Genomic DNA, 12,162 nt, shown 5'->3' with positions numbered 1-12,162 from the left:
CTGACCGCCTGGCTCGCCGCCGCCGCCTCATTCGATACCAGCGAGGACCCGCGCGAGGCGCTCTCGGCCTATATCGGCGCCAAGATGGATCTCGCCCGCGCCATGCCGCTTTCGTCATGCATCTGGTCGGCGGAGATCATGCGCGGCGCTCCGATCGTCCAGGACTTCCTCGATACGACGCTCACCGGCTGGGTCGCCTCGCGCGAGAAGGCGGTGAAGCGCTGGATCGCCGCCGGCACGTTGAAGCCGATCGAGCCAAAGGTGCTGTTCTACATGATCTGGGCGACGACCCAGCAATATGCCAACGCCGCGCACGAGATCGCGACGCTCAACGGCGGCCGTCCCCTCGACGACGACGCCTTCGAGCGCGCCAAGCGGCAGGTGATCGACACGATCGTAAGCGGGGTGGCGGCTTAGACAGGCCGCGGTCGCAGCTGGCGATCGACACGATCGTGTGCGGCGCAGTGGCTTACGGTGGCGGTGCCACGCCCGCCCACGCGTCATGACGCTGCGGCATCGTCATGGGCCGCGCGAATTGCGGCGACGCCGACCGTCAGGGACGGTCTCCCGGCCTGCGGTTTCGCCGTCCGGAGCAGGCTGGGGACGATTGGGGGCATCCGCGTCCCGCCCGGCCGTCCGATCGCTCACGACGTCGACGATGCGCTCGACGGTTTCGAGAATTCCGACGGCCTTCGCGAGGCCGGAATGCTTGCGAGCGGGGGAAAGCCGTTTTGCCGGATCGCCGGACGCGTCCGGCGGACTGGCGTAGGCGTCGGTGAACCGGGCGACGCTCTCGATCACGCCGATCGCGGCGGCCGGAATGGCGCGGGCCGTCCGCATCAGTCGCGCCGGCTGGTCGACGACCGCCGGCCGCGCCGGCAACTGGCTCCCGCTGAAACCCAGCGCATAGACCCGCATCGGCCGGACGATGTTCTTGAGCTCCCGTTCGCCGAGGTCGAGGAAGGTTTCCGGCAGCTTGTCGCGCACCTGCCGCCAGGCGTCCTCGGAAAGACAGACTCCGCCGGGCGCGCAAATCCCTTCGAGGCGCGCCGCGATATTGACGGCGTCGCCGAACAGGTCGCCGTCCTCCGTCTCGATGACGTCGCCGAGATGGATCCCCGTGCGGATCTCGATGCGCCGTTCGAGCGGCAGCGGCGCGTTGCGCTCGGCGAGACCTTTCGTGATGTCGACTGCACAGCGCACCGCTTCGACCACGCTGCGGAACTCGACGACGGCGCCATCGCCCGCGCGACTGACGACGCGCCCGCCGTGGGCCTCGATCGCCGGACTGAAGACCTCGTTGCGCAACGCGCGCAGGCGTGCAAGCGTCGCCTCCTCCTCGGCGCCCATCAGCCGGCTGTAGCCCACGACATCGGCGACAAGAATCGCCGCGATCTTCCTTCCCTCAGTCACGACGCCGCTCCAGATGCATTTGTGTTTTCTAGCAGAATATTCCTGCGTCGGCTCGCTGGGCTGATCCAGATCAAACCGGAGCGGACGGCGCGGCCTCCGCGCGATCGCGCTATCGAACGTCGCCGGCATGCGGCCGCTCGGCATGGGGCGCGCTGGCGATCTGCGGTCCATGGCACGCGCGCGCGGCAAGCAGGGTCAGGATCGCAGCGGCGATGATCGTGCGCCGGAATGTCCGGTCGCGCGTCTTCCGGATGCGGCGCGCGGCGCCGCGGTCGGAGGGATCGGCGAGGTCCGGCGACGCGGCGCCGCGGGCCGTCACTGCACGCTCCGCATAAGCGCCGACAAACCGGCCGACATTTTCCAGAAGGCCAAGCGCGGCGGTCTCGAGCGTTCGGACGGCCGGCGCGGTCGAAGCCAGCGGGTCGAGGATAGGGACGGAGGGCGGCGCGGCGGCAGGGGCCGCGCCGCCCGCGTCGCCGAGCGCGTACACCCGCATCGGGCGGACGATGTTCTTGAGCCGCCGCTCGCCGAGGTCGACGAACGCATCGGGAATCTTGTCGCGCACCTGCCGCCAGGCGTCTTCCGACAGGCAGATTCCGCCGGGCGCCGCGATTCCTTCGAGCCGGGCGGCGATGTTCACCCCGTCGCCCATCAGGTCGCCGTCGGGCTCCTCGACCACGTCGCCGAGATGGATGCCGGTGCGGACCTCTATGCGCCGGTCGGCGGGCGCGTCCGCGTTCCGTTCGGAGAGGCCGTTCGCGATGTCGAGCGCGCAGCGCACCGCTTCGACCACGCTGCGGAACTCGACGATGACGCCGTCCCCTGTCCGTTTGACCAGACGCCCGCCATGGGCGTCGAACGCCGGGTTGAACAGGTCTTCTCGCAAGCCTCGCAGCCGCGCCAGCGTCCCCTCTTCGTCGACGCTGGTCAGCCGGCTATAGCCGACGATGTCGGCGACGAGGATCGCCGCGATCTTCCGCCCTTCCGCCATGTCGGCCCTTTATACCGATGAACGCCGGGAGCGGCGACCCATGAGCCCGCTGCCTCGCCGCGGCGGTCAAGGCCGCAAAAGCACGCGCTTCGATCGCCCGGGCTACTTCTTGCCGCACTTCCTGTCGAGCAGGCGGGCCGTGCTGTCGCCCTTAAAGCCGACGTTCTCAATCACGGAGGCGCCGAGCTTGACGTAGCCGTGAAGCGCCCACGAGCCGTCCGGATAATGCTCCCAGGCGCTGCAGGGAATCGTGTCGACGTCGGCCGGCCAATTGTCGACGGCGTACGTCTCTGCTGCGCGCGCGACGTCCGGCGCGATGAGAAGAGCCGCGGCGGCCAGCGTGATCATGCGCATGATCAGAAGTCCTTTCGTCCGTTGGGGCCGTACTGGCGGCGAGGCGGCGCTAAAGGCCCTCGTCCTTCAGCGCCTGCGCGACAGCCGGACGCGCCCTCATGCGCCGGTAGTGCGCCTGCAAGTTGATGGGAAGGGGGATGTTGAGCCGCCCCGCGGCCCAGAAGCTGGGGTAGAAGATCGCCGCGTCGGCAAGCGAGAAATCGCCGACCGCCCAGTCCTTGCCGGCGAGGTCTTTGTCGATCAGCGCGAAACCGGCGTTGACGATCTCGAGCCCGCGCGCCTTCACCGCGTCATGGTCCGCCTCGTGCGCCGCGAACTCCGCCGGGCGAAACAGACGGCGGAATCCCGCCCCGTGGATCGTCCCGACGATATAGTCCATCGCCTCGAGCATACGGGCCTGCCCTTCGACGCTCGCAGGGATCAACCGCTTCTCAGGATGGGTCAGCGCGAGATAGACGGCGATCGCCTGAAATTCGGTCAGCACCGTCCCGTCGTCGCGCTGCAACGCAGGCACCTTCGCCTTCGGATTGATCCCCAGAAAGGCCTCGCCGTACTGCTCCCGCTCGGCGAAATTGACGCGGTGAAGATCGAACGGCGCGCCGACTTCCTCAAGCAGAAGATGGATGCCGAGGGCGCAACTTCCCGGGGAGTAATAGAGTTTCATCGCCTCTTTCCTGTCCATCGTCGCGGCGCGGCGCGGAGCCGGCCTTTACGCCTCGTTTAGCACGGCGAATGGGGCGTAGACACGCCTCCTGGGCCCGGCCAGTCGATGATGTTGCCTCTCGCCTCGGCCCCGCTGCGCGGAGCGAGCGCCTGGAGCGTTGCCAGGCAAGCGGTCCCAACCGGCCGCCAGGGCGATGCGATGACGATGCCCTGAGGCAAAATCCGCGCATGGCTTTTCCCCCTGACCCTGCGCGAACGGCTGCTGTGCCCGGATGGCGGCGTCGCCAACAAGGCGCGCACGGATTCCGCATCCGCCTGCGCTTCGATGGCGCCCTTTCCTCGGCGGCCGACCACTCGCTCCGGATGAATCGAGGCGAAGACGTTCCTCCAGAAGCATCCCGAGCCTCGCCGACGCGGTTGCGAGTCTTGCACCCGCCCTGGGTCGCGCCAGGCAAAGGAAGCAACGCGGTCGCGCCTCTGAGGCCGCGAACCCCGCGGCTTAGGACCAAGGCCTTCGCCAAAGCGATCGCCACCGCGGTGGCTGCAGTTACTCCGCGGCGTTATGTCGCAACGACGGCGAAGGCGAAACGAGGCGGCAAGTCCTGTTCGACGACCTGCGCGACGAACGCGGCATGACGGCCGTCGCCCGAGTCGGCGCGCGCCAGCAGGCGCCCCGGCCTCCCATGCTGTTGGGATGGGAATCAATTCGACGTTTTGAACGCCTGCGCATTGCTCGGCGCGGAGGGCCGTTCGCCTTAGAGCGCGGGCTTGCGCTTGGCCGCTTTCGGCTTGTCTGCCGACTTCAGAAGGGGCTCGCTCTCGATCGCTTTCGGCTTCTCGGCCTTCGGGCTCTCGTCTTTCACTTTAGCGGTTTTTGCCTTGGCGGCGGGCTTTTCGTCCTCGCCGGCCGCGGCTTTCGCCTTGGCGGACGCTCGCTTCTTCGTCGGCGCCGGGGTTTCCGCCTCGAGCGCCGGGGGCTCGTCGGTCATGAGAAGGGCCGGCGGCTCAGCCTCGGTCTCTCCGGGCGCCGCTACTTCGGCTTCGTACCGTTCGATCGCCAGATGCCAGAAGCGGTCTGACTGGCCCTCTGGCCGTCCCTCCTGCTCCCACAACAGATAAGCGATCTCCTGAATGCGTCGATCTCGATGGGGCATCCGCGCACCTCAAAATTTCGGCGCGAATCGCGCCCGTCCCTGCAACACACTTTGCGACAAACATCGTTGCGGCGTCAAATGAAAGCGCCAGATTGGCCCATCGCACCTCATCCGGCGCGGCGGATTTTGCGTTCGAGCTGAGCCTGGGCGTTCTCGCTCCATCCCAACGTCGTGACAAGCTGCGATCTGGCTCGGCTCAGGCGGCTCTTGATCGTGCCGATTTCGACGCCGCAGATCGCCGCCGCTTCCTCGTACGAGACTCCGGAGGCGCCGACGAGGATCAGCACTTCGCGCTGCTCGACCGGAAGCCGCGCGAGGGCCTTGCGAAAATCCTCGAGGTCGACGTGGCTCTCCTGGTCGCCGGGAACAACCATCCGCTGCGCGTAGGCGCCGTCGCTGTCTTGCACTTCGCGCACGCTCTTTCGGCAGTTCGAATAATAGATGTTGCGCAAGATGGTGAAGAGCCACGCGCGCAGGCTCGTGCCAGGCTGGAACTTGTCCCACTTGCTCCAGGCGCGCAACAAGGTCTCCTGGACAAGGTCGTCGGCGACCGAAGCGGATCCGCAGAGCGACACCGCGAACGCGCGCAGACTCGACATTTCAGCGATCAGGTCGTCCTTGAAACTAGCCGGCGGCATCAGCGTCTCCTTTCGACTTTCGCTCCTCAATTTCGAGGCTGTCGAGAAGGTCGAGGAACCGCTCCGGTAGCGGCGCTTTGACGAGATCGTCGTAGTGCGCCTTCAGGGCGCGCCCGATCGCGTCGAGGACCTTGGTGTCCAATGGCGTTTCACCCGGCTGGTCGGCTTTTTTGGAGTTCGAGTGGGTCATGAGTCGTCCGCCCCGAGTGACCTGGATGAGGGATACTCTTCCTCATACTCCGGAAAACGGACAAGGAGCCCTCCTGTTCCAACAATTTTAAACCGACGCGCGCGCGGCCGTCGCGAGGGCGTCGCGACAGCCGACTGGCGAGGCAGGCGGCCACGAGTTCAAGGCCACATTTCGCTCATCTCAGAGCGTGTCGTTCCGCGACTCGAGGCGTTTCGAGCTCCATCAAACTGAGGAGAGCGCCGACTCCATGAACGTCGCAGCTCTCGTCTCGCCGCTCTGCCGGCGGACTGATCCTGCGCCCGCGCGACGCTTGACTCGTCCGGACGCTCTTTCCCCGGCCTGACGCCGCCTTGTGCGTCGTCAGGGCACTCCACGCCTCGAATAGCCGAGCACGGCGGAAATGAGGAACGCGAGCAGCGCCACGATGAAGATGATTTTCGCCGCGGCGAATGCGGTTCCGGCGACGATGCCGAATCCGAGCGCCCCGGCGATCAGCGCGATGATGAGGAAAGTAATCGCCCAACCGAACATGTCGCCCTCCTGGCGTCTTGTTCTTGCTAAACGCGGAATCGCCCGTCCGGTTCCGGACGACATGCGCGGCTCGGTCAACTCGGGGGCAGGGCGTGAGCTCGCGCAGCACGACGTCGCGCTCTGCCCCGTCCGGGGCGTTGGATTCGCCGGCCAGCGCGACGCAGCTGTCCGGCCGGATGACGCCTGCTTCGCCATGGCGCGAAGTCCAAGGGAAAACGTCCACCGCGCGCTTGTCGCGCCAGGCCGCGAGTTCGGGGCGCTCTGTCGCAAGGTCCAGTTAGATTCCCGCGCGTTTTGTCAGCGATAGGGAGCGTCGGCGAGAATGTTCCGCGCGATTTCCCGCTCCCAGCGGTCGCCGTTGGCGAGCAGTCGGTCCTTGTCATAGAAGAGCTCTTCGCGCGTCTCCGTAGAGAATTCGAAGTTCGGCCCCTCGACGATCGCATCGACGGGACAGGCTTCCTGGCAGAAGCCGCAGTAGATGCACTTGACCATGTCGATGTCGTACCGGGTCGTGCGGCGCGTTCCATCGTTTCCCCACGGGCCGGCCTCGATGGTGATCGCCTGGGCGGGGCAGATTGCCTCGCAGAGCTTGCAGGCAATGCAGCGCTCCTCGCCGTTCGGGTAGCGGCGCAAGGCGTGCTCGCCCCGGAAGCGCGGCGAGAGCGGACTCTTCTCGTTCGGGTAGTTCAGCGTCACCTTCCGCTTGAACATGTAGCGGAGCGATAGCGCAAACGCGCCAACGAATTCACTGAGGAAGATCGAGCGTGCGTCCTGTGAGAGCCTCATGACAGTGTCCCCGGCGCCGGATTCCGGCAGGCGGCGCGTCGTGAACGTCGCTGAGCCGCGGAAGTTCCGCCGGCGGAGTCCGAGGCCGGAATAACGGAACTTCGACGGCGCCGCTGGCGTTTTTGAGTGACCGCTTCGCGGTTCGAACCAGGATTCAGAACTCAAAGGAGCAGACCATGCGTAAAGTTCTCTTCGCCGCAGCCGCGATTCCGATGCTTGCAGGCGCCGCTGTGGCGCAGAACGGTTCTCCGCCCGCGAATTCGCCGGCCAACACGCCGCCCGCCAGCATGTCCAATGAGCCGACCACCGCCCGTACGACCACAGCGGCTGAAACGCCGAGCAAGGGTCCGAGCTTCATCTCGGTGCCGGACACCGCGATGCTGAGCGAGAACGTCGTCGGCCTCGACGTCTACAACAGCCAGAACAACGATATCGGCAAAATCCACGACGTTGTCCTCGACAAGGACAACAGCGTGAAGGGCTACATACTGTCCGTGGGCGGCTTCCTCGGCATGGGCACGCACTACGTTGCGGTCGATCCCGGCGCCGTCAATATCACGTACGACGCCAACCAGAAGACCTGGCGCGCGGCGATGAACGCGACCAAGGACGAGCTCAAGTCCGCGCCGGAGTTCAAGTACGACGGCCGGTGGTCCGCGAGCCGGAGCTGATCGCTAGCCGCGAGGCGCGGGCGTTCCGCGCCTCGCGGCTCAACCGCCTCGCGCGGCGGCGGCTGCGCCCCTCAAGGTCTCGACAAACTGCGCAAAAGCCGGCTGTCTCAACGCCGGATCGAGGATTCGCAGCAGCGCCGACGGATGCGCGGCGACGATCACGCGTCGGCCGCCGTCGATGTCCAGCGCCTTGCCGAGGCGCCGACCCTGAGCGGGCGTCCGGTGAGGCTCTGCGCCGCGGTTGCGCCGAGCGCCACGACGAGGCGGGGGTTGACGGCTTCGATCTCCGCGAGCAGCCAGGAGCGGCAGGCCGCAATTTCGCTTCCGTTCGGGCTCTTGTGCAGGCGGCGCTTGCCGGGCTCGAACTTGAAGTGCTTCACCGCATTCGTGACATAAACGGTCGAGCGGTCGACGCCGGCCTCCGCAAGAGCCTTGTCGAAGATCTGTCCCGCAGGTCCGACAAATGGGCGGCCCGCACGATCCTCCCGGTCGCCCGGCTGCTCGCCGACAAAAAGCAAATGAGCGCCGGCCGCGCCTTCCCCGAACACCGTTTGGGTCACGTTACGCCATAGCGGACAGGACCGGCACGCCGCGGCTTCTTCGCGTAGCCGCTCGATGGCGTCGGCGCCAGCGAAGCGCGATGGGGTCACCGGGCGCGCGGCTGCCGCTGGTCATCCGTCTGCTCGCGCGGACCATGAGCAGCGCCGTCGTCGGAATAGTCTTCGACCTCGCGGGAATAAGGCTGCTTCTCTTCGCGCCCGCTGTCATGGGGCAGGCCGCTTTCCTTGCTCGGCGTCCGATTGCGGCTCATCCCATGTCCATGTCCGTGCGTCCTCTCGCGCTCGGCGGCCGCCTGCGCGCGAGCAGCGAGCAGCGCGCGCCTGGCGCGGGAACGCCCCGCGGATCCAGCCAAGGCCTGCGCGGACGGCTTCGGAATCGAGACGTGGGTTGGGACCAAATCGAGCGCCATCGCATTGTCTCCTTGATGTGTCGGCCAACGCCCGTCGAGCGGCCGAGGTTCCGGCCCCCTTCTCAGATGTGAAAGCCGTCGCCTTGGATAGGCGCACCGCCGAGGTCCTTCGCCCCGACGGGATCGGTTGCGGGAAGCACCTCGATCACGATGGCATGTCCTGAGCGAAGGTCGCCGCCTGCGGCGCCCGCCGCCGCTTCGAACGCCGCCTCCTGCGTGACATAAGTCATGTCCTCAGCAGCCCCTTCGCGGTTTACGGACCATTGGTCGCCCTGCCGCAGGACCTTGTAGGCGATTGTCGCCACGCGAGTCTCCTTTCCAAGTTCAATGACGGAGACCGGTGCGGCAACGCGTTCCGCCGCGACTTCGCCCTCCTCCGCACGGGAACATTCGGCGACCCCAAAAGTTCCCCTCTGCGCACGTTCCTCGTCAGGATCAGGAGCGCAGAGGACACAGGAGATCTTCGCGATGGATTGGGACCGGATTCAAGGAAACTGGAAGCAGATGAAGGGCAAGGTGAAGGAGCAGTGGGGAGCGCTCACCGACGACGACCTCACGACGATCGACGGGAAGCGCGACCAGCTCGAGGGCAAGATCCAGGAGCGCTACGGCCTCGCCAAGGACAAGGCGCGCGAAGCCATCGATGAATGGCGGCTGCGCCAGGACATCTGACCGCAGTCGGCGACGTAGATCGGAGGCCCCGCCCTGAAAACGGCGGGGCGATTCTGTCAGTGCGGGCTCCGCTCACTCGCCGAAAAGATGCACGGCGATTTCCCGCCGATGCGGGGCGCGGCGGTGCTCGAAAAGATAGATTCCCTGCCATGTTCCGAGCGCGAGCTGTCCGCCCATCAGCGGAATCGAAAGCTGCACGCCGGTCAGTGCGGCGCGGATGTGCGCCGGCATGTCGTCCGGACCTTCGTCGTTGTGCGCGTAAGCCCGCGGATCCTCCGGCGCAATCCGCGCGAAATAGGCCTCGAGGTCCCTCTGCACCTCTGGGGCTGCGTTCTCCTGAATGAGGAGCGAGGCCGAGGTGTGCCGGCAGAAGAGGGTCAAGAGTCCAGTGCGAAGACCGGAGCCGGAGACCCACCCGGAAACCGGCTGAGTCGTCTCAAGGAGTCCTCTGCCCGGCGTCTGGATGGCAATGACGTCGACGTATTGACGCATGGAGCCGCCTCCGGTCCGCGCGATCCTTTTGGGAACAGTTTCGCCCGTATCGGGTTATCGCGGTGTCCAAAGTAAGGAATAAAAAAAGAGGCATCCGTCAATGCGTCTGATTCTCCTCATCATCGTGATTCTGCTTCTGGTCGGCGCGCTGCCGACATGGCCTTACAGCTCCGGCTGGGGCTACTACCCCGCGGGCGGACTGGGCACGATCCTCATTATCCTTCTGATTCTGGCCCTCGTCGGCGTCATATAGTCCCGGGCGGGGCGTGCGAGTTCATTCCGCGCGCGCCCCGTCGTGCCGGACGCGGCCGCGACGCGAGCGCGAATGCCGCTCCCCCAAGCGCGACAATGGGCAACATGCGCCGGAAGCCGACCGCCTGGATGACTTGCAACGCGACGAGGACGAGCCGCGGGTCCGCCAGCGGCGACGAGGCCGTCTCCGCCTCGGCGCGCTCATGCAGCGCTCGAATCGCCCGCCTGCGACTCGCCGCGACGCCGGCGAAAGCGGCCAGAAGGACAAAGGCTGCGACAACGAAGAAAGCGGCCCCTGCGAGACATGCGTCCGTGACGCCGTAGTCGCGCAAGACGACCACGAAAACCGCGGCGCAAAGAAAAGCAACGGCGATCGCGATGCAGACGGCGGCCGCGAATGCGATGGCGGCGCGGGTCAAGGCGCCGCCGGCCTCCGCTTTCCAGCGGTCCGATAGTCGTTCGAGCATCGTGAACGCCTTTGTCAGCGGCGCCAGGTCACGCCGATCAGGAAGCCGAGTCCCATCGCCAGCGCGAGCGAGGCGACGGGACGTTCCTCGATGGCGTCGGAAAGCGTGTCGCCGATCGAATTCGCCGTGTCCTGCGCGACGATGGACATAGCGACGGCAGCGGCGCCGGCGCGGTCCGAGGCGTCGCTCGCCAGGGCGTTGACGTTGGCTCGGGCGCGTTTCAGCCCGCGGCGCGTTTCGGACTGCGCGATGACCCCGAGGGCGTTCACCGCGTCGGCGATCTGGTCGGAAAGGCGGGCAATCTCGGTCTTCACGGCGGTGATATCCTTCTCGAGGCGGATGTAGGCGTCTTCTGCGGCGGCGCTGCGCCCGGCGCTCTTGGGGAGGTCGTCGAAAGATTTTGCGGCGTCATTCATGGGCGTTCTCCATTCCCTCGCCAGCAACGCGCCCGCTCCGGGAAAAGTTCCGCCTCGTTAGCTCCGAGATTCTGGATAGAGATGGTCGCGCAAAACGAGGCCGACGATCAGCAGCGGAGAGGAGAGGAAAGCGCCCATGGGCCCCCACATCCAGGTCCAGAACATGAGCATCAGGAGCACGGCGAGCGCGTTGATCTCCAGCCGGCGACCGATGATCGCGGGGGTGATGAACTGCCCCTCGAGAAATACGACCAGCATGAACAGCGCGGCCGGCAACATGCCTGACCAGAGCGTCGTCCCGGTGACCACGCCGACCGCGGCGAGCACGACGATCATGGCGACGGGCCCGACGATCGGGATGAAATTCAGCGTGGCCGCAAGAGTTCCGAAACCGATGGGAAACGGCAGACCCGTCAGAGCGGCGATGAGCCCCGCGGCGACGCCGACGGCGACGTTGATGCAGGCGACGGTCAGAAGATAGGTCGCCAGTGAGGCCTCGACCTCGTTGAGGATCTTGAGGACCCGCAGGCGGGACTCGCGACTTGCGAAGGTCATGACGAGCTGGCGGCGGAAATCGGGCCACCAGGAGATGAACAGGAGCAGGACGACGAGGAAATAGAGAAACCCCGTCAGCGGGGGCGAGATGTAGCCGATCGTGGTCGGGACCCACGCGATGCTCGGCTCAGGCAGCGAGAGGTGGGCGGCGCCCGGTTCGATCCCGATCGACGCCTCGATGCGCCGCCAGAACGCGAAAGGGGCCTCGAAGGTCTGCAGCTTGGCGCCGATGTTCGGCAGCTTGTCCGCGAGATCGGCGATCGGCGCGGCGATGAGCGCGACAGTCAGAATGATCATGAGCGCCGTGATGAGCACGATCAGGGCGGCGGAAGCCACCCGCGGCACGCCGCGCTCTTCCAGCGCCTTGGCGACCGGCGAAAGCATCACGCCGACGACGAAGGCGGTCATGATCGGCAGAAACAGGTCTCGCATGATGAAGAGGACTGCGCCCGACGCAATGAGCGCGAGCGCGGCGACGGACCACGCCGACATCAGCCGAAGCCGGTCGACGGGCTCGGCGTTCTCATCGACGACGACGGTTGGATTGGGTCGTGGACGGCCCTCGCGCATTGTGTCCTCCGGTCGCGCCATGATCGACATAAACGCGCCACGGGCGGAGTCGGCGCAACCCAATTTTCATGCCGATTGACCGGGATCAATCCAGTCGCCGCGCGGCCGCGCTAGGTGTTGCCGCGAAAGAATCGGAAGGCGCGCCGCTGGCTCGCCGAGGGACAAACGCCATGCAAGATGAAATCATGGATCAGGCTCCTGCGCTCCTACCCGCGAACCAGCGGGAGAAGGCCATTTCGGAGGCGCTGGCGACGCACGTGCTGGAGCGCGCCAAGGCGCCGCGGGTCGCGGCTCTTGCGCGGCCGCGAAGAGCCGGCGACGGTCAGCCCAATTTCCACACCGTCGACCGGCTGGTCCGTGCGATGCTTGCGCGCGCC

At 66.5% G+C, this 12,162-nt stretch carries 21 protein-coding genes; 5 read left to right on the top strand and 16 right to left on the bottom strand.

The annotated features are described in order from the left end of the window. Positions 1-417 (top strand): TetR family transcriptional regulator C-terminal domain-containing protein (locus ACLP25_RS17810; protein WP_442470510.1); only part of this gene is annotated, 417 nt, incomplete at its 5' end. A 102-nt stretch (positions 418-519) separates the two neighbouring features. Here the strand turns inward: ACLP25_RS17810 and ACLP25_RS17805 are convergent. The 9 genes from ACLP25_RS17805 to nuoI all read right to left on the bottom strand — a co-directional run bounded on the left by ACLP25_RS17805 (position 520) and on the right by nuoI (position 6,720). Further along, a complete protein-coding gene (locus ACLP25_RS17805; protein ID WP_442470509.1) occupies positions 520-1,413 on the bottom strand; it encodes an adenylate/guanylate cyclase domain-containing protein in 894 nt (297 codons plus the stop codon). Positions 1,414-1,522: 109 nt separating this feature from the next. Further along, on the bottom strand, positions 1,523-2,404 hold the full coding sequence (locus ACLP25_RS17800; protein WP_442470508.1) for an adenylate/guanylate cyclase domain-containing protein: 882 nt from the start codon (positions 2,402-2,404) through the stop codon (positions 1,523-1,525). A gap of 102 nt (positions 2,405-2,506) precedes the next feature. Beyond that, complete coding sequence (locus ACLP25_RS17795; protein WP_442470507.1) at positions 2,507-2,758, bottom strand: hypothetical protein; 252 nt, start codon at positions 2,756-2,758, stop codon at positions 2,507-2,509. 49 nt (positions 2,759-2,807) lie between these two features. After that, a complete protein-coding gene (locus ACLP25_RS17790; RefSeq protein WP_442470506.1) occupies positions 2,808-3,422 on the bottom strand; it encodes a glutathione S-transferase family protein in 615 nt (204 codons plus the stop codon). 754 nt (positions 3,423-4,176) lie between these two features. Further along, positions 4,177-4,575 carry a DUF2934 domain-containing protein gene (locus ACLP25_RS17785; RefSeq protein WP_442470505.1) on the bottom strand — a complete coding sequence of 133 codons (399 nt, stop codon included), beginning with the start codon at positions 4,573-4,575 and terminating at the stop codon, positions 4,177-4,179. 107 nt (positions 4,576-4,682) lie between these two features. Further along, positions 4,683-5,213 (bottom strand): sigma-70 family RNA polymerase sigma factor, encoded by a 531-nt coding sequence (locus ACLP25_RS17780; protein ID WP_442470504.1) that lies wholly within the window; start codon positions 5,211-5,213, stop codon positions 4,683-4,685. Beyond that, a complete protein-coding gene (locus tag ACLP25_RS17775; protein ID WP_442470503.1) occupies positions 5,200-5,403 on the bottom strand; it encodes a NepR family anti-sigma factor in 204 nt (67 codons plus the stop codon). The genes ACLP25_RS17780 and ACLP25_RS17775 overlap by 14 nt, the downstream gene beginning before the upstream one ends. Positions 5,404-5,763: 360 nt before the next feature. Continuing rightward, complete coding sequence (locus ACLP25_RS17770; RefSeq protein WP_442470502.1) at positions 5,764-5,934, bottom strand: DUF1328 domain-containing protein; 171 nt, start codon at positions 5,932-5,934, stop codon at positions 5,764-5,766. A gap of 297 nt (positions 5,935-6,231) precedes the next feature. Further along, complete coding sequence (gene nuoI / locus ACLP25_RS17765; RefSeq protein ID WP_442470501.1) at positions 6,232-6,720, bottom strand: NADH-quinone oxidoreductase subunit NuoI; 489 nt, start codon at positions 6,718-6,720, stop codon at positions 6,232-6,234. A gap of 176 nt (positions 6,721-6,896) precedes the next feature. Here nuoI and ACLP25_RS17760 point away from each other — a divergent pair, with 176 nt between their 5' ends. Beyond that, positions 6,897-7,391 (top strand): PRC-barrel domain-containing protein, encoded by a 495-nt coding sequence (locus ACLP25_RS17760; RefSeq protein WP_442470500.1) that lies wholly within the window; start codon positions 6,897-6,899, stop codon positions 7,389-7,391. A 158-nt stretch (positions 7,392-7,549) separates the two neighbouring features. Here the strand turns inward: ACLP25_RS17760 and ACLP25_RS17755 are convergent, their stop codons facing one another. The 3 genes from ACLP25_RS17755 to ACLP25_RS17745 form a co-directional block, all read right to left on the bottom strand. Further along, positions 7,550-8,041, bottom strand: a complete 492-nt coding sequence (locus tag ACLP25_RS17755) for a UdgX family uracil-DNA binding protein (protein ID WP_442470499.1) — start codon at positions 8,039-8,041, stop codon at positions 7,550-7,552. Beyond that, positions 8,038-8,361 carry a hypothetical protein gene (locus ACLP25_RS17750; RefSeq protein ID WP_442470498.1) on the bottom strand — a complete coding sequence of 108 codons (324 nt, stop codon included), beginning with the start codon at positions 8,359-8,361 and terminating at the stop codon, positions 8,038-8,040. The genes ACLP25_RS17755 and ACLP25_RS17750 overlap by 4 nt, the downstream gene beginning before the upstream one ends. A gap of 62 nt (positions 8,362-8,423) precedes the next feature. After that, positions 8,424-8,666, bottom strand: coding sequence for a hypothetical protein (locus tag ACLP25_RS17745; protein ID WP_442470497.1), 243 nt, complete (start codon positions 8,664-8,666; stop codon positions 8,424-8,426). Between the two features lie 163 nt (positions 8,667-8,829). Here ACLP25_RS17745 and ACLP25_RS17740 point away from each other — a divergent pair, with 163 nt between their 5' ends. Next, positions 8,830-9,033 carry a CsbD family protein gene (locus ACLP25_RS17740; RefSeq protein ID WP_442470496.1) on the top strand — a complete coding sequence of 68 codons (204 nt, stop codon included), beginning with the start codon at positions 8,830-8,832 and terminating at the stop codon, positions 9,031-9,033. A 72-nt stretch (positions 9,034-9,105) separates the two neighbouring features. Here the strand turns inward: ACLP25_RS17740 and ACLP25_RS17735 are convergent, their stop codons facing one another. Then, positions 9,106-9,525 carry a secondary thiamine-phosphate synthase enzyme YjbQ gene (locus ACLP25_RS17735; RefSeq protein WP_442470495.1) on the bottom strand — a complete coding sequence of 140 codons (420 nt, stop codon included), beginning with the start codon at positions 9,523-9,525 and terminating at the stop codon, positions 9,106-9,108. A gap of 100 nt (positions 9,526-9,625) precedes the next feature. Here ACLP25_RS17735 and ACLP25_RS17730 point away from each other — a divergent pair, with 100 nt between their 5' ends. Next, a complete protein-coding gene (locus tag ACLP25_RS17730; protein WP_442470494.1) occupies positions 9,626-9,778 on the top strand; it encodes a DUF3309 family protein in 153 nt (50 codons plus the stop codon). On the opposite strand, the gene ACLP25_RS17725 is transcribed toward ACLP25_RS17730, so the two are convergent. Genes ACLP25_RS17725 through ACLP25_RS17715 form a run of 3 tightly spaced genes read right to left on the bottom strand, consistent with a single transcriptional unit; the run spans position 9,771 to position 11,785 of the window. Beyond that, complete coding sequence (locus tag ACLP25_RS17725; RefSeq protein WP_442470493.1) at positions 9,771-10,244, bottom strand: hypothetical protein; 474 nt, start codon at positions 10,242-10,244, stop codon at positions 9,771-9,773. The two genes, ACLP25_RS17730 and ACLP25_RS17725, sit on opposite strands and share 8 nt — an antisense overlap. 14 nt (positions 10,245-10,258) lie before the next feature. Next, the gene (locus ACLP25_RS17720; RefSeq protein WP_442470492.1) at positions 10,259-10,660 is read right to left on the bottom strand and encodes a DUF883 family protein; all 402 of its coding nucleotides are present in this window, start codon (positions 10,658-10,660) and stop codon (positions 10,259-10,261) included. A 57-nt stretch (positions 10,661-10,717) separates the two neighbouring features. Next, the gene (locus ACLP25_RS17715; protein WP_442470491.1) at positions 10,718-11,785 is read right to left on the bottom strand and encodes an AI-2E family transporter; all 1,068 of its coding nucleotides are present in this window, start codon (positions 11,783-11,785) and stop codon (positions 10,718-10,720) included. Positions 11,786-11,955: 170 nt separating this feature from the next. Between ACLP25_RS17715 and ACLP25_RS17710 the strand changes: the two genes are divergently transcribed. Continuing rightward, positions 11,956-12,162, top strand: a 207-nt coding sequence (locus tag ACLP25_RS17710; RefSeq protein ID WP_442470490.1) for a hypothetical protein, incomplete at its 3' end; no start/stop codon positions are given.

It is taken from the genome of Roseiarcus sp. (assembly GCF_052145395.1).
In the GTDB taxonomy this organism is placed as follows: domain Bacteria; phylum Pseudomonadota; class Alphaproteobacteria; order Rhizobiales; family Beijerinckiaceae; genus Roseiarcus.
This window is presented reverse-complemented; position numbering and strand designations above follow the sequence as displayed.